Annotated in this window: 21 protein-coding genes; 13 read left to right on the top strand and 8 right to left on the bottom strand. The window is 65.7% G+C overall.

Going from position 1 to position 19,712, the window contains the following annotated elements; all coding sequences use genetic code 11:
* Window positions 1–67: 67 nt before the first annotated feature.
* On the top strand, window positions 68–1,207 hold the full coding sequence (locus MI302_RS01570; protein ID WP_054392396.1) for a VanW family protein: 1,140 nt from the start codon (window positions 68–70) through the stop codon (window positions 1,205–1,207).
* On the opposite strand, the gene MI302_RS01565 is transcribed toward MI302_RS01570, so the two are convergent.
* From MI302_RS01565 to MI302_RS01550, 4 genes are all read right to left on the bottom strand, one after another.
* Window positions 1,149–1,409 carry a hypothetical protein gene (locus MI302_RS01565; protein ID WP_019550693.1) on the bottom strand — a complete coding sequence of 87 codons (261 nt, stop codon included), beginning with the start codon at window positions 1,407–1,409 and terminating at the stop codon, window positions 1,149–1,151. The two genes, MI302_RS01570 and MI302_RS01565, sit on opposite strands and share 59 nt — an antisense overlap.
* The gene (topA, locus tag MI302_RS01560) at window positions 1,409–3,916 is read right to left on the bottom strand and encodes a type I DNA topoisomerase (protein ID WP_239726484.1); all 2,508 of its coding nucleotides are present in this window, start codon (window positions 3,914–3,916) and stop codon (window positions 1,409–1,411) included. Before topA ends, MI302_RS01565 begins: the two co-directional genes overlap by 1 nt.
* A 279-nt stretch (window positions 3,917–4,195) precedes the next feature.
* Window positions 4,196–5,518 (bottom strand): acetyl-CoA hydrolase/transferase family protein, encoded by a 1,323-nt coding sequence (locus MI302_RS01555; RefSeq protein ID WP_239726023.1) that lies wholly within the window; start codon window positions 5,516–5,518, stop codon window positions 4,196–4,198.
* The gene (locus MI302_RS01550) at window positions 5,515–6,573 is read right to left on the bottom strand and encodes an alanine dehydrogenase (RefSeq protein ID WP_015718167.1); all 1,059 of its coding nucleotides are present in this window, start codon (window positions 6,571–6,573) and stop codon (window positions 5,515–5,517) included. The genes MI302_RS01555 and MI302_RS01550 overlap by 4 nt, the downstream gene beginning before the upstream one ends.
* An 86-nt stretch (window positions 6,574–6,659) precedes the next feature.
* Here MI302_RS01550 and MI302_RS01545 point away from each other — a divergent pair, with 86 nt between their 5' ends.
* From MI302_RS01545 to MI302_RS01530, 4 genes are all read left to right on the top strand, one after another.
* Window positions 6,660–7,136 carry a DUF456 domain-containing protein gene (locus MI302_RS01545; protein ID WP_239726022.1) on the top strand — a complete coding sequence of 159 codons (477 nt, stop codon included), beginning with the start codon at window positions 6,660–6,662 and terminating at the stop codon, window positions 7,134–7,136.
* A 62-nt stretch (window positions 7,137–7,198) separates the two neighbouring features.
* Entirely contained in the window at window positions 7,199–7,459 is a 261-nt protein-coding gene (locus MI302_RS01540) for a glutaredoxin family protein (RefSeq protein WP_126169685.1), read from the top strand.
* A gap of 8 nt (window positions 7,460–7,467) precedes the next feature.
* Entirely contained in the window at window positions 7,468–8,298 is an 831-nt protein-coding gene (gene lgt, locus MI302_RS01535; RefSeq protein ID WP_239726483.1) for a prolipoprotein diacylglyceryl transferase, read from the top strand.
* 9 nt (window positions 8,299–8,307) lie between these two features.
* On the top strand, window positions 8,308–9,378 hold the full coding sequence (locus MI302_RS01530; protein ID WP_239726021.1) for a MalY/PatB family protein: 1,071 nt from the start codon (window positions 8,308–8,310) through the stop codon (window positions 9,376–9,378).
* Window positions 9,379–9,419: 41 nt separating this feature from the next.
* Here MI302_RS01530 and MI302_RS01525 read toward each other — a convergent pair whose 3' ends face one another.
* Entirely contained in the window at window positions 9,420–9,884 is a 465-nt protein-coding gene (locus MI302_RS01525; RefSeq protein WP_038071898.1) for an Hsp20/alpha crystallin family protein, read from the bottom strand.
* A gap of 98 nt (window positions 9,885–9,982) precedes the next feature.
* Here MI302_RS01525 and MI302_RS01520 point away from each other — a divergent pair, with 98 nt between their 5' ends.
* From MI302_RS01520 to MI302_RS01510, 3 genes are read left to right on the top strand one after another with little or no spacing between them, the layout of a single operon-like run.
* Window positions 9,983–10,675 carry a sulfurtransferase gene (locus tag MI302_RS01520; RefSeq protein WP_038070498.1) on the top strand — a complete coding sequence of 231 codons (693 nt, stop codon included), beginning with the start codon at window positions 9,983–9,985 and terminating at the stop codon, window positions 10,673–10,675.
* Window positions 10,672–11,307, top strand: a complete 636-nt coding sequence (locus MI302_RS01515) for an MBL fold metallo-hydrolase (RefSeq protein WP_239726020.1) — start codon at window positions 10,672–10,674, stop codon at window positions 11,305–11,307. Before MI302_RS01520 ends, MI302_RS01515 begins: the two co-directional genes overlap by 4 nt.
* Window positions 11,295–12,050, top strand: coding sequence for a zinc ribbon domain-containing protein (locus MI302_RS01510; protein ID WP_239726019.1), 756 nt, complete (start codon window positions 11,295–11,297; stop codon window positions 12,048–12,050). The genes MI302_RS01515 and MI302_RS01510 overlap by 13 nt, the downstream gene beginning before the upstream one ends.
* Here the strand turns inward: MI302_RS01510 and MI302_RS01505 are convergent.
* Window positions 12,047–12,475 (bottom strand): OsmC family protein, encoded by a 429-nt coding sequence (locus MI302_RS01505; protein WP_239726018.1) that lies wholly within the window; start codon window positions 12,473–12,475, stop codon window positions 12,047–12,049. The genes MI302_RS01510 and MI302_RS01505 overlap by 4 nt on opposite strands.
* A gap of 75 nt (window positions 12,476–12,550) precedes the next feature.
* Window positions 12,551–13,141, bottom strand: coding sequence for a DUF981 domain-containing protein (locus MI302_RS01500; RefSeq protein ID WP_126164415.1), 591 nt, complete (start codon window positions 13,139–13,141; stop codon window positions 12,551–12,553).
* A gap of 70 nt (window positions 13,142–13,211) precedes the next feature.
* Between MI302_RS01500 and MI302_RS01495 the strand changes: the two genes are divergently transcribed.
* From MI302_RS01495 to truA, 5 genes are all read left to right on the top strand, one after another.
* Window positions 13,212–13,988 (top strand): metalloenzyme, encoded by a 777-nt coding sequence (locus MI302_RS01495; protein WP_239726017.1) that lies wholly within the window; start codon window positions 13,212–13,214, stop codon window positions 13,986–13,988.
* An 86-nt stretch (window positions 13,989–14,074) separates the two neighbouring features.
* Entirely contained in the window at window positions 14,075–15,070 is a 996-nt protein-coding gene (locus MI302_RS01490) for an iron ABC transporter substrate-binding protein (RefSeq protein WP_239726016.1), read from the top strand.
* A 46-nt stretch (window positions 15,071–15,116) separates the two neighbouring features.
* On the top strand, window positions 15,117–16,670 hold the full coding sequence (locus MI302_RS01485; RefSeq protein ID WP_239726015.1) for an iron ABC transporter permease: 1,554 nt from the start codon (window positions 15,117–15,119) through the stop codon (window positions 16,668–16,670).
* Complete coding sequence (locus MI302_RS01480) at window positions 16,649–17,701, top strand: ABC transporter ATP-binding protein (protein ID WP_239726014.1); 1,053 nt, start codon at window positions 16,649–16,651, stop codon at window positions 17,699–17,701. Before MI302_RS01485 ends, MI302_RS01480 begins: the two co-directional genes overlap by 22 nt.
* 9 nt (window positions 17,702–17,710) lie before the next feature.
* A complete protein-coding gene (gene truA / locus MI302_RS01475) occupies window positions 17,711–18,475 on the top strand; it encodes a tRNA pseudouridine(38-40) synthase TruA (RefSeq protein ID WP_239726013.1) in 765 nt (254 codons plus the stop codon).
* A gap of 40 nt (window positions 18,476–18,515) precedes the next feature.
* Here the strand turns inward: truA and MI302_RS01470 are convergent, their stop codons facing one another.
* Entirely contained in the window at window positions 18,516–19,703 is a 1,188-nt protein-coding gene (locus tag MI302_RS01470) for an ABC transporter permease (RefSeq protein ID WP_126200215.1), read from the bottom strand.
* Window positions 19,704–19,712: the final 9 nt, after the last annotated feature.

Below are 19,712 nucleotides of genomic sequence, written 5' to 3'. Positions count from 1 at the left end.
CGGCAAAAGCAGCTCCGCATTGAAATGCGGAGCATCCACGAAAGGAGTTTTGTGATAGATTGCCCCCATGCTTCGGCGATTCGCCTGGACGCTGGCCCTGGGCCTTGCCCTGGCCCAGGGTAGCACCACCCCTGATTCCTCCCCTATCACCGCCATCCTGGTCCTGGAAGAGGACGTCATTGAAGATGGTCAGATTCTCAGCTATGTAGGTAGCCAACCCTATCCTGTGGCCACGGAGAAGGAGCTGAGAGTCCTCATCAAAAAGCTGGCCCGTGAACCCAAAAGGCCCCGCTTCATCCTGCAGGATGGGCGCTGGCGGGGGGTGGAGAAAAAGGGGCTCGCCTTTGACGAGGCCGAGGTTTTGGCCGCCTATCGCGAGGCTCTGGCCAACGGGCGCAAAAGCTTCCGCCTGCCCGTGCGCTACCTCCCGCCCACCCCAAGCCTCAAGGACCTCTACGCCCTGGGAATCCGGGAGCACCTGGCCACCGGGGAAACGGACTTCCGGGGTTCCAGCCGGGAGCGTGCCCACAACCTGCTCCTTGCCTCCAGCAAGCTGGACGGCCTCTTAATCCCCCCGGGCACCTTCTCCTTCAATCAAGCCCTGGGGCCCATCACCGAGGAAGAAGGATACAAGGAAGCCTTCGTCATCGTAGGGGACCGCACGGAGCAGGGGGTGGGGGGCGGGGTCTGCCAGGTTTCCACCACCTTGTTCCGGGCGTTTTTCCTGGCCGGGCTACCCATAAAGGAGCGCCACGCCCACAGTTACCAGGTGGCCTACTACAAACCCACGGGCCTGGACGCCGCGGTGATCCAACCCTACAAGGACCTCAAGGTGGTGAACGACACCCCGGGGCACATCCTGGTGCAGCGCTCCGTGGTGGGCACCCGGCTCCGCTTTCACCTCTTCGGCACCAAGGACCGGGAAGTGCGCTGGGAAGGCCCCTTCATCTCCGATAGGAAGCCTCCCTTACCCCCCCGGGAGATCCCGGCCCCCTCCTTACCCCCTGGCGTGCGCAAACAGGTGGACTTCGCCGCCGAGGGGGCCAGGGTAGAGGTGAGGCGCACCGTGCGCTACCGGGACGGCCGGGTGCTGGAGAACAAAGTGGTGAGCGTGTACAGGCCCTGGGGTGCCGTGTACCTGGTAGGGCCTACCCCACCTCCAGAAGCACCACCCGCTCCACCGGCACAAGGCGGTGGGGCTCCGTAACCCGGGCGGCCTCCCCCCTTTTGAGGTGCAGATACTGGCCTTGGGGCAGGTCAATGACCAACTCCCCTTCCAGAACCAGGTAAAAGGCCATATCCTGGCGTTCTTCTTCCCCCACCAGGGTATAACCCCGCACCGGCACGCCGGGCACCTCCACCTTCCCCTCCCGGGCCAGGCGCAGGAGGTGGAGCTTGAAGCTTTCCATCAGGTAACCGCCTCCTTCCTGGCGCGGCCCTTCTTCATGCGTAGCTTGAAGATGGCCCGCTGGGCCAGCTTGGCCGCTTCCGGGGAAAGGACTTCCCCAAGGGCCAAGGCCTCCGCCGCCTGGCGCTCTTCCGGGGTGAGTTCCCCAAGGAAGGGTTTCAGCTCCTCCCAGTCCTTGGGGGGTTTGGGTGGGGAAGGTTCCTGAACCTTCGCCTTGGCCTTCGCCCCAGTGCGGCTTTCTCCTGCCCTAGCGGCCTTGCGGCGGGAGGACCTCCTGCCCCTGGAAGCCAACTCCCCTGACGAGGAGGCAGCCCGGCTGGAAGCTTTGGGGGGAGGAACCAGCTTGGGGTCGTGAACCGGGCAGGCAGGGTTCATGCAGGCTCCTTCCCCCTTCTTCACCAAGGGCCAGCCGCAGGAGGGGCAGGTCTGGTCCAGAAGGGGATAGAAGGAAAGGAAATCGCAGGCGTTGTTCTCGCACTTGTAGTAGGGCTTACCGCGGCGGCTTCGCTTCTCGAGGACCTGGCTTCCGCACTTGGGGCAAGTATGCCCCGTGGGCTCGCCATCGTCCCGGGTGTAATCGCACTCGGGGTAGCCGGAGCAGGCGATGAAGCTGCCATACCGGCCCTCCTTGCGCACCAGGGGTCTTCCGCACTTGGGGCAAGCCTCCCCGATGGGCTCGGCCTCCTTTTTCCTCTCCAAAGGCTCGGTGTAGGTGCACTCCGGGTAGCCCGTGCACCCCAGAAACTGGCCGAACCGGCTTACCTTTAGCTCCAAAGGCCTCCCGCACCGGGGACAGGTCTTCTTGGGCACCTGGGAAAGCTCCCCCAGAAAGGGCTCGTAGAACTCCCAAACCACCTTGGGCCAGGGGGCTTTCCCCTCCTCCACCTGGTCCAGGCGGTCCTCCATGCGGGCGGTGAACTCGTAGGCCACCACCTGAGGGAAGCGCTCCTTGAGGTAGTGGGTCACCTGGCGGCCCAGGGGAGTGGGCAGCAGGGTGCGCCCCTTGCGCACCATGTACCCCCGCTTTTCCAGGGTTTCCAGGGTGGGGGCATAGGTGGAGGGACGCCCGATGCCAAGCTCCTCCATGGTCTTCACCAGGGTGGCGTCCGTGTACCGGGGCGGGGGCTCGGTAAAGTGCTGCTGGGCCTTGACCTCCAAAAGCTCTGCCCCTGTGCCCTCCGCCACCAGGGGCAAGGGGGGTTCCGCCTCCACCTCTTGGCCCTCATTTACCGCCTGCGCCACCCCCCCTTCATCCCCCCGCCCCCAGGCCTTCAGGTACCCCTCAAACTTAAGCACCGAGCCCGAGGCGCGGAAGGTGAAACGGGGCTTCTCCCCCTCATCTTTGAGAAGCACCACCGTCTGGTCGTAGAGGGCATCCCGCATCTGGCTGGCGACAAAGCGCCGCCAAATGAGGTCGTAAAGGCGATACTCCTCGTCGGAAAGGTACTTCCTCACGCTATCGGGAGTGCGCCGCACGTCGGTGGGGCGGATGGCCTCGTGGGCGTCCTGCACCCCCTCCTTGCGGTTCCGGTAAACCCTGGGGCCTTCCGGCAGGTACTCGAGGCCAAAGATCCTTTGAATGACCTCCCGGGCCGCTTGCAAGGCCTCCGGGGAAACCCGCACCGAGTCGGTGCGCATGTAGGTGATGAGGCCCACCGTCCCCTCGGGAAGGTCCACGCCCTCGTAGAGGCGCTGGGCGATGCGCATGGTGCGGCTTGCGGTGTAGCCCAGGCGGCTGCTGGCCGCCTGCTGCAGGGTGGAGGTGGTGAAAGGAGGCGGGGGGGATTTGCGGCGCTCCCTGGTTTCCACCTGGACCACGCGGTAGGACCGCCCCTTGACCTCCTCGGTCAAGGCCTTGGCCTGGGCTTCGTTCGCCAGGTGGAGCTTCCCCTCCTTCTCCCCCTGGCCGGCCCATAGCCGCTTGCCCTCCACCTCATAGAGGCTTGCGGGAAGGGTTCGGTCCTGGCCCAGGGCGAAAACCCCCTCCAGGGTCCAGTACTCCTCCGGGCGGAAGGCCTCGATCTCCTCCTCCCGCTCCACTAAAAGCCGCAGGGCCACGCTCTGGACCCTTCCCGCGGAGAGGGCCCGCTTGCGGAACTCCAGGGAAAGAAGAGGAGAGAGGTTATAGCCCACCAGACGATCCAGGACCCTCCGGGCCTGCTGGGCGTCCACCAGGTTCTGGTCTATGGGCCTCGGGTTTTGCACCGCCTGCCGCACCACCCTGGGGGTGATCTCGTGGAACTCCACCCTTAGAGGCTCCTTGGGATCGCGGCCCAGAAGCCTCGCCACATGCCAGCCGATGGCCTCCCCTTCCCGGTCGGGGTCGGTGGCGATGAGAAGGCGCTTTCCCTTAGCCGCCCGCCTTAGCGCCTCCACCACGGGCTTCTTGTCCTTTTTCACCTCGTAAGTGGGGGCGAAGTCCCGCCCCACATCCACCCCGAGCTCTCGTTCCGGCAGGTCGGCCACGTGCCCCAAACTCGCCCGCACCTCATAGCCGGGCCCCAGCATCTTTTGAATGCTCCTGGCCTTGGCGGGGGATTCCACCACCACCAGGGTGGAAATCCCTCCCTCCCGGGGAGTCCCGGCCCGGTCGGCATCCAGGCTGGCCGACGACGCAGGGCTCGCGCGCTGGGTATCTTTCAAGCCTTTCTCTCGTCCTTTGGTCGCCTTTCGCGCCCCCTCGGGCCGGCTCTTGCTCGGCATCGCCCCCTATTTAGGAGCCTCATCCCCCCACTTGTCAAGGCCGCTAGGCCCCAAACAACCAGGAAAACCTCGGGCAACGCCTTCCTAGCCAGAACCCTTAGGCCCCAAGTCGATGCCCGGATAAGCCCTGGGCAGAAGCCTCCTCTCCCACGCCGCTTTCAAAAGCTCCTCCCGGAAGTCGGGGTGGGCCACCTCAATAAGGGCCAGGGCCCTCTCCCTTAGGGAGCGGCCGAAGAGTTCGGCGATGCCCCACTCGGTGACCACGTAGTGCACATCGGCCCGGGTGGTGACCACCCCGGCCCCCGGCTTCAAGTAGGGAACAATGCGGCTTTGCCCCTTGGCGGTGGAGGGCAGGGCGATGATGGGCTTGCCCCCCTCGCTCCGGGCTGCCCCGCGGATGAAGTCCAGCTGGCCGCCGAAGCCCGAGTAGATGCGGGTGCCGATGGAGTCCGCCACCACCTGGCCGGTGAGGTCCACCTCGATGGCGGAGTTGATGGCCACCATCTTGCGGTTCTGGGCCACCACGAAGGGATCGTTCACGTAGTCCGCGGGGTGGAGTTCAAAGAGGGGGTTGTCGTGGACGAAGCGGTAGAGCCGTTCCGAGCCCAGGACAAAGGTGCCGATCACCTTGCCAGGGTGGAGGGTCTTGCGGGCCCCGGTGATAAGGCCCTTTTCAAAGGCCTCCAGAACCCCGTCGGAGATCATCTCCGTGTGGACCCCTAGGTCCCGCCTCCCTTCCAGGCTGGCCAGCACGGCATCGGGAATGGCCCCGATGCCCATCTGCAAGGTGGCCCCATCCTCAATGAGGCTCGCCACATGCTCCCCGATCCTCCGCTCCACCTCGCCAAAGCCCTCCCGCTTCAGCTCGGGCAGGGGCCAGTCCAGCTCCACGATGGCCGTGAAGCGGGAGACGTGGACGAAGGTATCCCCCAGGGTTCTCGGCATCCTGGGGTTCACCATGGCGATCACAATGGGGGCCGCCTCGAGGGCCGCCTTGGTGGCGATCACCTCCACCCCCAGGGAGCAGAAGCCGTGCTCGTCGGGTGGGGAAACCTGGACGATGGCGGCATCCAGGGGAAGGATGCTCCTTTTGAAAAGCCACGGCACCTGGTGGAGCATGATGGGCACGTAGTCGGCCCGGCCCTGGTTCACCGCCTCCCGGTCGGCGGGCCCCACGAAGAGGGAGCGGCGCCGGAAGTGGCCCTCCATCTCCGGGGAGGCAAAGGGATCCTCCCCCAACTGGAGGAGGTGCACGAGCTCCACGTTCACAAGCTCGTCCTTGCGATCAGCCAGGGCCTTCAGGATGGGGGTAGGGGTGGCGGCGTTTCCGGAAACGAAGACCCGCATCCCGGATCGGATGAGGGTGACGGCATCCTCGGGGGAAGTCAGCTTCTTGCGGTAGCTCATTCCAGGTGGCCTCCTTTCTGGCCCAGGAGGAGGTAAGCCCCTTGCCGGAGCTCGGGAACCCCCAAGGGATCCTCCTCCACCTCCAGGAGAAAGGGCAAAAGGGTGGCGGTGAGGGCGTGGCTGCTGGTACGGGGCACCAGGGCGGGAACGTTGGGGAGGCAGAAATGGGTAATGCCCATCTCCTGGTACACCCCCACCCGGCTGGTTTCCGCAATCCCCCCCTGGTCGATGGCGAAATCCAGGAGCACAGCCCCCGGGCGCATGCGAGAGAGCAGGGCCCGGCTTAGGAGGAAGGGGGCCCTCTCCCCAGGCACCGCCACCGCCCCCACCAGGACGTCGGCAAAGGCGGCGTACCGCTCCAGCCGGCTTTGAGTGATGAGGGCGGCAACCGCCCCCTTGGCCTCCTTGGAGGCTTCCTCCAGGGCGGAAAGCTCCTTGTCCAGGAGATAGACCGAGGCCCCCATTCCCAAAAAGGAGCGGGCCGCCGCCCTTCCCAAAACCCCCGCCCCCAGGATGACCACATCCGCAGGGGGAATCCCCGGCAGCCCGGAAAGAAGCACCCCGGGACCAAAGGGAGCCTCCAGAAGCCTCCCGGCGATCTGGGGGGCCAGGCGGCCTGCGATCTCGCTCATGGCCTTGAGCACGGGGCGCCTCCCCCCGGCTCCAATGAGTTCGTAGCCGATGGCGGTCAAACCCTTTTCCGCCATGGCCTCCACCAGGGAGGATTCCGCCACCGCCAGGTGCATGAAGGCCATGATGGTGGCTCCGGGCCGGAGCAAGGCGATCTCCTCGAGGGTGGGCCTTCCCACCTTCAAGACCACCTCCCCACGGCCAAAGGCTTCCTCCCGGCTCACCAGCCGGGCCCCGGCCTCCTCGTAGGCCCCATCGGGGAAGCCCGCCCGCTCCCCCGCCCCCCGCTCCACATAGACCCGGTGGCCCCTCTCCACCAGCTCCCGCACCCCTTGGGGGGTAAGGGCCACCCGCCCCTCCCGCACCTCCCCGAAGGGGGGTTGGGTCTTGACCACGGCTTGCTCCTTGGGTAGGCCAAACTCCATACCCGCCTCCTCGCCTCTAGCTTAAGGTCCTGCCTCAGGGCGGATGTCCTTTTCCTTCTCATGAAATCCCACCCTAGGCTTTTTTCGTGGATACCTTCGCCGACTGGCTCTTCGTGGTCCTCTGGGGGGCGGGGGTGCTCCTCACCCTGGTGCCCTTCGTCCCCGCCACCCTCCTGATCCTGGCGGCCGCCCTCCTCCACGAGGCCCTGGTGGGCTTCCGGGAGCTTTCCCTGGGCCTGTGGCTGGCCCTGGGCGTCCTGGCCCTTCTGGCCATGAGCCTGGACAACCTCGCCACCCTCGTGGGAGCCAGAAGGTACGGGGCCGGGCGGGCAGGGCTTTGGGGGGCCTTTCTGGGGGGAATCCTAGGCCTTTTTCTGGGTGTCCTGGGGGTGCTGATTCTTCCCTTCCTCCTGGCCTGGCTCTTTGAGTACCTTTCGGGAAGAAGGCCGGAGGAAGCCCTTAAGGCCGCCTGGGGCACCCTGGTGGGCCTCATGGGGGGCGTGGTGGCCAAGGCGATCGTCCACGTGGCCATGGGGATCCTGGTGATCCGGGCCATCTTCTGATGGCACCCCAACCTGGCCAAACCAGGTTAGGGGCCCCCGGCGGTACTACCCCAGTGCAAGGTATGCTTTTCCCCATGGACCTGGTCTTCGTCACCCGCGAGGGGTGCGGCCTTTGCGAAAAGGCGGAAAGGGCCCTCTGGACCCTGGGAATACCCTATGTGCGCCGGGATGTGGACCAAGACCCCGGGCTTTTCCGCCTCTACACCTTCCGGGTACCCGTGCTCCTCCTGGGGGAAGAGGTGCTTTTGGAAGGAGCCTTTGGCGAGAAAGACCTGCTGGCCCTGGTGGAGCGCTGGCAGGAGTCCAAGGGAGGTGAGGCATGAACCCCACCATGATCCAGATCGGCCCCTTGCGCATCCAGTGGTACGGCTTCCTCCTGACCCTGGCCATCTTCATCGGCTTTGAGCTGGCCAAGCGCCGGCTTAGGGCCTGGGGGCTGGATGCCGACAAGTTTGAAACCGTGGCCCTTTGGGCGGTGGTGTGGGGAGTGGTGGGGGCCAGGCTGGGCTACGTGCTCACCTCCCCCAGCTACTTCCTGCAAAACCCCGTGGAGGTCCTGTACATCTGGCAGGGGGGCCTCTCCTTCCACGGGGCCATTCTGGGCGGGGCTTTGGTCTTCTTCTACTTCCATAAGCGAAAGGGCTACCCCCTCTGGCCCTACCTGGACGCCGCCACCCCGGGGGTGGCCTTGGGCATCATCGCCGGCAGGATCGGGAACCTGATGAATGGCTCGGATACCGTGGGGCGCCTCACCTCCTTGCCCATCGGCTTCACCTGGCCGGAGTGGGCCAAGGGCTTCCCGGGAATCTGCCCTGGCATAGAGGACATCTCCCAGGTGTACCGGTGCGCGGAGCTCCTCCGGGGCCCCGTGCACCTCACCCAGATCTATGGGGCCCTGGTGGGCCTCATCCTTCTGCCCCTCTCCTACTACTGGCTTCGCAAAAAGCCTTTTTACGGGTATGCCTTCTGGAACTTCATCCTCTGGTACAGCGTGCTCCGCTCGGTCCTCGAGGAGCCCTTCCGGCTGAATCCCCTGTGGCTTCCCGTGTACCGCAATGACGAGCTGGGCATCGGCCTCTTCACCGCCACCCAGGTGGTGAGCCTGCCCCTCATCCTCCTTTCCTGGTACATGCTCCGCCGGCTGGGGAAGGGCCCCGGTTAAGATAACCCCATGGAGCTTCCGCCCCGCAAGGACTCCCTCAAGTGGAGCACCTATCCGGAAGATGTCCTGCCCCTGTGGGTGGCGGACATGGACTTCCCCGTGGCCGAACCCATCCGCCGGGCCATAGAGGAAAGGGCCAAGGGGTTCTTGGGCTACCCGCCCCGGGAAGGGGACCTGGAGCTCAAGGCCCTCATCCTGGAACAAACGGGCTTGGAAGGCGAACTGGCCTTCATGCCCGGGGTGGTGGTGGGGCTCTACGGGGCGGTGGCCGCCTTCACCGCACCCGGGCAGGGAGTCTTGACCCAGGTGCCCATCTACCCGCCCTTCCTCGCCGCCATCCGGGAACAGAAGCGCACCATCTTGGCGAATCCCTTGCGGGAAACGGAGGAAGGGTACCGGCTGGACCTCGAGGGCCTGGAGCGCCTGGCCTACGCCAGCAGGCTCCTCCTCTTCTGCCACCCGCAAAACCCCACGGGAAGGGTCTACAGCGAGGAGGAGCTTTCCGCCCTGGCCACCATCGCCCGCAAGCACGACCTCATCGTGGTTTCCGATGAGCTCCACGCCCCTTTGACCTACGAGAAGCCCCACGTGCCCCTGGCCCGCTTCCTCCCCGAGCGCACCCTCACCCTGCTGGGTCCGGGAAAAGCCTACAACCTGGCTGGGCTGCCCATAGGGGCGGTGGTGGGGCCTAGGCCCCTGGTGGAGGCCTTCAAGCGCCACCTGCCCCACACCTTTCCCAACGTGTTGGCCATGGCCGCCTGGAAGGCCGCCCTGCTGGAGGCTGGGCCCTGGCTTCGGGAAACCCTAGCCCGGCTTAGGGCCAACCGCGACCGGGTGGCGGCCTGGGCCAAGGAGGTGGGCCTCGGGCACTTCCCCCCGGAGGGCACCTACCTGGCCTGGTTCAAAACCCCCATTCCCCAGGCGGCCTCCTTCTTCCTCAAGGAGGCCCGGGTGGCCCTGAACCCCGGGGAAAACTTCGGGGAAGGATACGACCGCTACGTGCGCCTCAACTTCGCCACCTACCCCGAGGTGCTGGAGGAAGCCCTGAAGCGCCTTGCCGAGGCTCTAAAGAAAGTGTAAACCCCCCGGGGACGTTCCCCGGGGGGAAGGAGCTTCCGGGCTTACTGGACCACCTCGATGGGGATCCGCTTGGCCCGAGCCTCGGCCACCTTGGGCAGGGTGAGGCGCAGGATCCCGTGGCGGAACTCCGCCTTGGCCTGGGAGGCATCCACCTCCACGGGGAGGGTGAAGGTGCGCACGAAGGAGCCGTGAGGGATCTCCTGCAGGTAGTAGCGGCGCACCTTAACCTCCTCGGCGGGCTTCACCTGGCCCCGTACGGTGAGCTTGCTCCCCTCGAGGCTCACCTCCAGGTCCTCGGGAGCCAGGCCCGGCACCGCCATCTCCAGGACCAAGGCCTCGTCGGTCTCGTAGAGGTCGGCCGGAGCCACGTAGGTGGCCACGGGCCGGGCAAAGTCGCCCAGGACCTCCTCAAAGAGCCGGTTGGCCTCCTCCAGGAGGGAGAAAGGACCCCAGGTACGGAAGGGAGTGATCTCCGCAGGACGCACATCCCTACGAACCAGGGCCATACCTATCACCTCCCTTTTCACTTATATCACCTGCGCGCCTTCTTGTCAAGTACCTTTAGGCTTATGCACCTACCCTTGCGCCCCCTATAATTAAGGGTATGGAGATCCCTCCTGAGGCTGTCTTGGTGGACACCCGGCCCAGGGCCGCCTACGAGGCAGGCCACCTGCCAGGCGCCCGCCACCTGGATCTTTCCGTCCCCAGGCTCCGCCTGCGGGAAGAGGCGGAGCTTAAGGCCCTCGAGGCCGGCCTCACCGACCTCTTCCAGGAACTTGGCTTACGAAGCCCGGTGGTCCTCTACGACGAGGGGCTCACCAGCCGCCTTTGCCGCACGGCCTTCTTCCTGGGCCTTGGGGGGCTAGAGGTGGAACTTTGGACGGAGGGCTGGGAACCCTACGCCACCGAACGGGAAGAGCCCAAGCCCGAGCGCTCGGATACCCTAGCCCGCCTCCGGCGGGACTGGCTCCTCACCGCGGACGAGGCGGCCAGGCACCCTCTTCTTTTGGATGTGCGAAGCCCCGAGGAATACCAGGGCAAGGTCCACCCCCCCTGCTGCCCCAAGGGGGGACGGATCCCGGGGAGCCGGAATGCCCCCCTGGAGCTTTTCCTGGAGCCGGACAAGGTGCTAAAGCAACTCGGCCTGGAGCCGGGACAGGAGGTGGGGGTCTACTGCCACTCCGGGGCCCGGAGCGCCGTGGCCTTCTTCGTGCTGAGAAGCCTCGGGGTGCGGGCCAGGAACTACCTGGGCTCCATGCACGAGTGGCTGCAGGAAGGGCTTCCCACCGAGCCATGAAGGTGTACGGCCTGAGCGTGGGCCCCCTCCAGGAAAACACCTACCTGGTGGAGGGGAAGGAAGGAGCGGTGCTCATTGACCCCGGGGACGAGGCGGAAAGGATCCTGGCCCTTTTGGAGTCCACGGGATTAACCCCCAAGGCCATCCTCCTCACCCACGCCCACTTTGACCACGTGGGAGCGGTGGCCCCCTTGGTGGAGGCCCTCTCCCTGCCGGTCTTCCTCCACCCCCTGGACCTTCCCCTTTACCGGCATGCGGCGGAAGTGGCCCGCATGTGGGGCCTCGCCATCCCCGACCCTCCCCTCCCGGTAGAGCCTCTGGAAGAGGGGCAGGTCCTTTACGGCTTCACCGTCTGGCACCTTCCCGGCCATAGTCCCGGCCATGTGGCCTTCATCCATCCCGGCGAGGCCGGGGAACCCCCCCGGGTTCTTTCCGGGGATCTCCTCTTCCAAGGGAGCATCGGCCGCTACGACCTGCCATGGGCAAGCCGGGAGGACCTTTTCCGCTCCTTAAAGCGCCTCCTCACCCTGCCCCCGGAAACGGAGGTCTACCCGGGGCACGGACCCCCCACCACCCTGGCCCTCGAGGCCAAGACCAACCCCTTCCTCCTCGGGTTAGAATGGGAAACGTGAACGGGGCGGATGCTCCCCACAGGGGACAGCTTGAGGCGCTCAAGGCTCTTTATGACCTGCAGGAAAAGGACCTGGAGATAGACCGATTGCAGAAGGAGGCGGAAACCCTTCCCGAGGACCTGGTTTCCGTGAAGGCCCAGGTGGAGGCCCTGGAAGACCGGCTTGCCGAGCTCCTGGAGCGCCAGGCAGAGCTCCGCAAGGAGTACAACCGCCACAGCCTGGACATCGAGGACCTCACCGCCAAGGAAAAGCAGGCGGAGGCCGAGCAGCGCCAGGCCCAAAGCGCCCGCGAGCAAACCCAATACGAAAACCGCATCCAGCAGATCAAGGACCGCATCAAAGAGCTTCTGGAGCTCTCCACCCCCATCATGGAGGCCATGGAGAGCCTGGAAAACGAGATCCAGGAGGTGGAAGCCCAGCTGGCGGCCTTAAGGCCCCACCTGGAAGAACTCTTGGAGGCCAACCGGGTGCGGGTGGAGGCCCTAAAGGCCGAGATTGCCGTCAGGCTGGAGGAACGCTCCCTGATGGCCCAGGCCATCCCTGCCCCTGTCCTGAAGGAGTACGAGGCCATCCGCCGGGCCCGGAAGGGCACCGGCATCGCCCGCATGCACCGCCAGGGCCAGGTCTTCCGTTGCGAGGGGTGCAACGTGGTCCTGCCCACCCACGTGGCGCAAAAGGTGGTCCAGGGGCAGCTGGTGCGCTGCCCCTCCTGCGGCCGGCTTCTCTGGAAGGGGGAGGGTTAGGCCAGGCGAGCCTCGAGGGTGATTTCCTTCACCCCCCCCAGGGCCCGGGAGACCGGGCACCCTTCCTTGGCCGCCTGGGCGATCTCCTGGAACTTCTCTGGGGTTATCCCCGGCACCTCCGCCTCGGTGATGAGCTCAATCCGGGTGATGGTGGGCTTCCCCTCCACCATCTCCAAGTGCACCCGGGCCTCGGTGGAAACCCGCTTGGGGGGAAATCCCTCCCGTTCCAGCGAGGCCGCCAGGGCCATGGAGAAGCACCCCGCATGGGCGGCGGCGATGAGCTCCTCGGGGTTCGTCCCCTCCCCCTCCTCAAAGCGGGAGGGATAGGAGTAGGCCCCCTGGAAGGCCTGGCTTTCTAGCTCCATAACCCCCTTTCCCTGCCTAAGCCCGCCTTCCCATACCGCCTTCGCCTTACGAACTGACATAATACCCTCCTTCCCCCAAAGCTTACCCCATGCCCAAAGGCCCTTTGGGCATGGGGACACAAACTCCAAGGCGCCTTAGCCCCCGCCCCCCACGGCGCTGGCGATGTGGCCGTAGTAGGCCATAAAGCCGGTAAGGAAGGCCCCCAGGGCCATCAGGGCCAGGACCAAAGCCCCGAGGTAGGCCCAGGTGCGCCGGGCCTCGGGGCGGCTATAGGCGTAGAAGAGGATCCCGAGGCTGGCGAGGCCCGCCGCCCCCCACATGAGGGCGGTGAGGGGCGGGTTCCGGGTGAGGCCGAAGTCCAACACCGCCCGCGCTCCCTGGAGGAGGTAAAGCCCGAGGAAAAACGAAGGCCAGGCCAGGGCTTTAAGCTCCAGGCCCTGGTAGAGGTAAAAGCCGGCGAGGACCATCATGAAGGCGAAAAGCCCCGTGGCCACCCCGAAAAGCTCCGTGTACTGGGGCACCGGACGGCCCGCCCAGTCGGTCCAGTAGAGCTGGGCCACCGCCCCAAGGGCAAAGACCCCAAGGGTGAAGAAGAGGGGACCGTAAAGCCGGCCCAGGGCCTTCTCGTCCCCACCCCGGGCCACGGCGAGCAAGTAGGCCACCCCCGAGACCCCGGCCGCCGTGACCAGGCCTAAAACGAAGACCAGCGGGTTGTAGCTTCCCATATCCCTTCACCTCCCAAGCTCAGGATAGCCCTCACCCTCCAGGACAAATGCCCCCCCTTAGGATGGAAAGGTGCTCTTCCTCTTCGTGGACGGCCTGGGCCTGGGGGAGGCCTTGGAGGACCTTTTCCCCCTTCTTTTGGAGCTTTCCCCCAGGGCCCTGGACGCCACCTTGGGGGTGGAGGGCCTGCCCCAGTCGGGCACGGGCCAGACCACGCTCCTCACCGGAGTCAACGCCGCCAGGCTCCTAGGCCACCACCAGGGGCCTTTCCCGAGCCCCAGGCTCAGGCCCCTTCTCCGGCAAAGCCTTTACGCCTGGGCTAAGGAAGCCGGCCTCAGGGTCCTCCACGCCAACGCCTACCGCCCGGAATACCTGAAGCGGGCTACGGAGGGAAGAAGGCTTCTTCTTTCCGCCTTCGCCCAGGCGGCCCTCCTGGCAGGCCTCCCCCTTCTGCCCTTGGGCCATTCCCTGGCACTCCCTCCCGCCTTCTGGGAGGATCCCCACGGGGTGGGGGCCAGAATGGCGGCCTTGACCCGAAGTTTCGACCTGGTGGTCCTGGAGTACTGGGCCCTGGACCTGGCTGCCCACCGCCATCCGGATACCCTTCCCGAGCGCTTCCACGAGCTCTCCCTGTTCCTGAAGGGCTTCCTGGAGGAAGGGGGCACCCTCCTCCTCACCTCCGACCACGGGAATGCCGAGGAGCCCTGGCACTCCAAGCACACCCGAAACCCCGTACCCCTGGTGTATACCGGGAAAACCCCCTTCTGGCCGCAGGACCTCGTGGGGGTGTTTTCCTGGCTGCAAGTGATTATCACTTCTAAACTTACAAAATCCGACCGGAATACTTGACTTTAATCCCCCCTTGGGGTAAAGTCCCCAGGCAGAGGGCGCCCTCAGCCCCGGGGAACCCCCTGGGGAAGCAGGAAGGAGGCGAGATGCAGCGTAGAAAGCTTGTTACCCTGATGGGCATCATGGCTTTAGGACTGGGCTTCGCTCAGGCTCAAACCCTAACCCTCTACTCCGGGCGGGGGCAGAGCCTGGTGGAGCCCTTGGTGAAGCAGTTCCAGGCGGAGACCGGCATCCGGGTCCAGGTGCGCTACGGCACGGATGCCCAGATCCTGGCGGCCCTGCAGGAGGAAGGAAGCCGTTCCCCGGCGGATGTCTTCTGGGCCAACACCGCGGGCGCCCTGGGCCAGGCGGCCAGCAAAGGCCTCTTAAGGCCTCTGGGGGACACCCTCCTTAGGCAACCCGTAGCCTTCGTGCCCGCCTCCAAGGCCTGGGTGCCGGTGACCCTGCGCCTGAGGGTGCTGGCCTATAACCCCCAGAAGTTTAAGCCGGAAGAGCTTCCCGCAAGCATCCTGGACCTCCCCCGCTTCGCCCAGGAAAAGGGCCTGGTGGGCAGGGTGGGCTGGACCCCCACCTACTCCAGCTTCCAGGACATGGTGGCGGGGATGATCGCCCTCTACGGGGAAGGCAGGACCCGGGAATGGCTTTCCGCCATGAAGGCCCTAAACCCCAAGAGCTACGCCTCCAACCCCGCCATGCTGGACGCCATCCGCGCCGGGGAGATAGACCTCGGCTCCACCAACCATTACTACGTGGTGCGCTTCCGCCGGGCCGGGTACAACCTGGGGCTCCACTACTTTAAGGATGGGGACGTCGGCAACCTGGCCTTGGTCACGGGAGCGGGCATCCTCAAGAGCTCCAAGAACCTGGTGGCCGCAAACCGCTTCCTCACCTACCTGCTCTCCCCCAAGGGGCAGCAGTACTTCGCGGGCACCGTGGGGGAATACCCCTTGGTCAAGGGAGTGGTGGCCGATGCCCACCTCCTGCCCCTCGAGGAGGCCCTGGCGAAAAGCCCCAAGCTGGACTTTGAGAAGCTCCCCCTGGACCAGGCCCTAAGGCTCCTAAGGGAACTGGGGATTCTCTAGGACCACCCCCTCCCCCCGGATCCGGGGGCGAGCGCCGAAGCCGAAGATGACCAGCGCAAGAAGGCTCCACCAACTTCCCGGGCTCCTGCCCTTCCTGGTGCCCGCCCTCCTCACGGGGGGCGGGGTGGCCCTTCCCCTCCTCTACCTAGCCTTAAGGGCCCTCGAGGCCGATCCCGAAACCCTTCGGGATATCCTCCTTCGCCCCAAGAACCTGGAGCTGGTGAAGAACACCCTTTCCCTCCTCCTCGGGGTCCTCCTTTTCACCACCCTCATCGCCCTGCCCCTGGCCTTCCTCACCACTCGCACCGACCTCAAGGGGAAGCGCCTCTTCTCCATCCTCCTCACCCTGCCCCTGGCCATCCCCGGCTACGTGGGAGCCTACGTGATCCTTTCGGCCACGGGGCCCGGGGGGGTCCTCCCCCTGCCGCGCCTCGAGGGGTACTGGGGAGCGCTTTTGGTCCTCTCCCTCATCACCTACCCCTACCTCTTTCTGGGTTTGCGGGCTGCTTTTTTGGGGCTGGACCCCAGCTTGGAGGAAGCTGCCCGAACCCTTGGGGTGGGACCCTTAAGGACCTTTTTCCAAGTGGTCTTTCCGCAACTCCTCCCCGCCCTCCTTTCGGGTTACCTGGTGGTGGGCCTCCACGTCCTGGGGGATTTCGGCACCGTGAGCCTCCTTCGCTACGAAACCTTCTCCTACGCCATTTACCTTCAGTACAGCGCCGCCTTTGACCGGGTGTACGCCGCCTGGCTGGCCCTTTTCCTCCTCCTCTTTACCGGAGGGCTTCTCCTTTTGGAAGGCGCCTTCCTCCGCCGCCTTAGCCTGGCCCGCACGGGAAAGGGTAGCGGGAAAAAGGCCAGGTCCGTGCGCCTGGGCAGGTTCACCCCCTGGGCTTACCTCCTACTCCTCCTCCCCGTCCTCCTGGCCCTGGTCCTCCCCCTCTATGCCCTTTTCCACCTGGCAAGCCGCTTTCCCCGGGAACACCTCACCGGGCTTTGGGAAGCCCTCTCCCACTCCGCCATGGCCGCCATCCCCGCCTCCTTTCTGGCGGTGGGCATGGCCCTGCCCATCGCCTACCTGGCGGTGCGCTACCCCTCGCCGGCCTCCCGCTTCCTGGAAAGGCTGGGCTATCTGGGCTACACCATTCCCCCCTTGGCCTTCGCCCTGGCCTGGATCTTCTTCAGCCTGAAGAGCCTTCCCTTCCTTTACGGGACCCTACCCCTTCTCATCCTGGTTTTGGCCTTCCACTTCCTGGCCGAGGGCCTGGGACCGGTGCGGGGAGCCCTTTACCAGGTGCCAAGGCGCCTCGAGGAGGCAGCCAAGACCCTGGGGGACACCCCGGCGCGGGCCTTCTTCCGCGTCACCTTTCCCCTCCTCTGGCGGGGAGCGGTGGCGGGAGGGGCCTTGGCCTTCATCGGGGCGGTGAAGGAGCTTCCCCTCACCCTGCTCCTGGCCCCCATGGGCTATAGCACCCTCTCCACCCGGGTTTTCGGCTACACTCAGGAAGCCATGTTCGCCGAGGCCGCTCCCTTTGCCCTTCTCATCGTCCTGCTCTCGGCGGCCTTCGTGGGGGTGTTGCTTTGGAGCGAGCGCCGCTTCTGACACTTGTGGGCATCGCCAAGCACTTCGGGGAGCACGAGGTGCTTAAGGGAATCGACCTCGAGGTCTACCCCGGAGAGATCCTGGCCCTTTTGGGGCCCTCGGGCTGCGGCAAGACCACCCTCTTAAGGGTGGTGGCCGGGTTGGAGAGCCCGGATAGGGGGCGGATCTTCCTGGAGGGCAGGGAGATCACCCTCCTGCCCCCGGAGAGGCGGGGCATCGGCTTCGTCTTCCAGGACTACGCCCTCTTCCCCCACCTCACCGCCTTGGGCAACGTGGCCTTCGGCCTTAAGGGGAAAGACCGCCACGAGAAAGCCAGGAAGGCCCTGGAGCGGGTGGGCATGACCCTTTTCCAGGACCGCAAGCCCGGGGAGCTTTCCGGGGGGCAGCAGCAGCGCATCGCCCTGGCCCGGGCCCTGGCCCCGGGGCCGAAGCTGGTCCTCCTGGACGAGCCCTTTTCCAGCCTGGACGCCAGCCTCAAGGCCAGCACCCGGGAGGAGGTGCGGAAAATCCTCAAGGAAACAGGCACCACCGCCCTCCTGGTCACCCACGACCAGGAGGAGGCCCTCTCCTTCGCCGACCGCCTGGGGGTGATGCGGGGAGGAAGGCTAGAGCAGGTGGGCACCCCCGAGGAGGTCTACCTAAGGCCCAAGACCCCCTTCGTGGCCCAGTTCCTTGGCCGGACCAACCTCCTTTCCGGGGAGGGGTTCGGCCGGCATGCGCAAACCTGCCTGGGCCCCGTGCCCCTGGCCGAGCCCGCCCATGGCCCCCTCCTCCTTTCCCTGCGCCCGGAGGCCCTCAAGCTTCTTCCCCAAGAGGCCCAGGAGGGCACCTTGGGCCAGGTGGTGGCCCGGGAGTTCAAGGGGCACGACCTCACCTACCGGGTGCGCCTCCTCTCCCCGGAGAAGGAGATTCTGGTGCAGGAGGGACCGGAAAGCCCCTTCCGCGTGGGGGACCGGGTGCGGCTAAAGGTGGTGGGGAAAGGGGTGGCCCTCGAGGGGCATCCCTCCAAGACCCCCGTAGGCGCGGACTAAGCTGGGCTTGTGCGCCGCATCCTCATCCTTACCGAGTACGACGGTACTCACTTTGCCGGGCTTCAGCGCCAGCGAACAGGCCTTCGCACCGTGCAAGGGGAGCTGGAAAGGGTCTTGCCGGGAATCGGGGCCCTGCCCAAGGCGGTGGCCGCAGGCCGCACGGACGCCGGGGTGCATGCCCTGGCCATGCCCTTCCACTTTGACCTCCTAAGCAGGATTCCCACGGAAAGGATCCCCGAGGCCCTGAACCGCCTCCTCCCCGAGGACCTGAAGGTGATCGCCGCCAAGGAGGTGGCCCCGGACTTCCACGCCCGCAAGGATGCCCTTTGGCGGGCTTACCTTTACCGCATCCTCCTAAGGCCCCACCCCTCCCCCCTCCTCCGCCACCGGGCCCTTTGGCTACGCCATCCCCTGGACCTCGCCGCCATCCGGGAGGCCCTCTCCTTCCTACCGGGCCGGCACAACTTCCTGGGCTTCGCCAAGGAGGAGGTGCGGGCAGGGGAAAGGGAGCTTTACGAAGCCCGCATGGAGGAGGTGGAAGGGGAAGCAGGTAGGGAGCTTCGCTTCTACTTCCGGGGCCAGAGCTTTCTGAGGGGCCAGGTGCGGGGGATGGTGGGAACCCTCCTCGAGGTGGGCCTGGGCAAGCGCTCCCCGGAGAGCATCCGGCTCATCCTGCAAACCCAGGACCGGGGCCAAGCGGGCCCCTCGGCACCACCCCAGGGGTTATATTTCCTCGAGGCCGCCTATCCCCCGGAAAAGCTATCCCCTCGGTAGACCGGGGGGCCCACCCTGGCTTTGCCAGGGTGGGGTGGCATCAGAGACGGCTCCTTGGGTCCAAAGCATCCCGAAGCCCATCCCCCAGGTAGTTAAAGGCCAAGACGGTGATGAAGATCATGAACCCCGGGGGCAGGGCCAGCCAGGGCGCGGTGAAGATGTACTCCTGGGCGTTCGTCAGCATGTTGCCCCAGGTGGCCACGGGGGGCTGGATGCCGAAGCCCAGAAAGGAAAGCGCCGCCTCGGTGAGGATGGCCCCGCCGATCTGCAGGGTGGCCTGCACGATGAGGGGCGCCAAAGTGTTTGGCACCAGGTGCCGGAACATGATGCGGGCGTCGCTTGCCCCCAAGGCCTGGGCGGCGGTGGCGTAGTCCTGCTCCCTTAGGGAAAGGATGTTCCCCCGCACCAGCCGGGCCGTGCCCAACCAGCCGAAGAGCACCAGGATGGTGATGATGATGAAGACGCTGGCCGCATCGCCAAAAACCCCCTGGGCCCACTGGCCCACCTTCACCCCGGGGTCGCGCAACAGGGCGGAAAGCACCAGAAGAAGGGGCAGGGTGGGAATGGTGAGCATGAAGTCAATGAGGCGGCTTATGGCCACGTCCAAATCCAGGCGGATCTCCCCCTTAAGCCCATACCATGCCGCCCAGAGCACCAGGGCCAAGACCAGGCCAAAGCCCAGGTAACTCCCCACGCTTCCCGTCTGGATTCCATCCTCAGCCAAGGCCCAGGCGATGGAAAGGGCCAGGTACAAGACCCCGTAGTAGAGGAACCAGGAGAACACCCGCCACAGGGCAAAGCTCCAGGGATAAAACCCTTCCCGCTCCCGCCTTAAAGGCCCCAGGTAGAATCGCAAGGGCCGGCCCGAGAAGTACCCCGCCAGGGTACCCATAATGGTACCCAGGATCACGCTGGAAAAGGCCACGGCAAAGCCCACCAAGAGGGAGATGCGGGAACCATAGATGATGCGGGAAAGCACATCGCGCCCCAGGTCATCGGTGCCCAGAAGGTGCTCCCGGGAAGGAGGGTTGAAATAGTACTGGCCTACGTCCTCCCCCGTAGGCTGGGCCGTGGGATCGTAAGGGGCAATCCAAGGGGCAAAAATGGCCATCAGAATCAGGAAAATGATAACCACCAACCCAGCCATGGCCATCTTGTGCCGCCGTAAGCGGCGCCAGAAGAGGCCGAAGAAGGTCCGGGGCTTGGCTTTCAAAGCTTGCGTTGCCATGATGCACCT

The organism is Thermus sp. NEB1569, assembly GCF_022385295.1.
Lineage (GTDB): Bacteria > Deinococcota > Deinococci > Deinococcales > Thermaceae > Thermus > Thermus scotoductus.
Note: the sequence above shows the minus strand (reverse complement) of the source record. Positions and strands in the feature narration are given on the sequence as shown.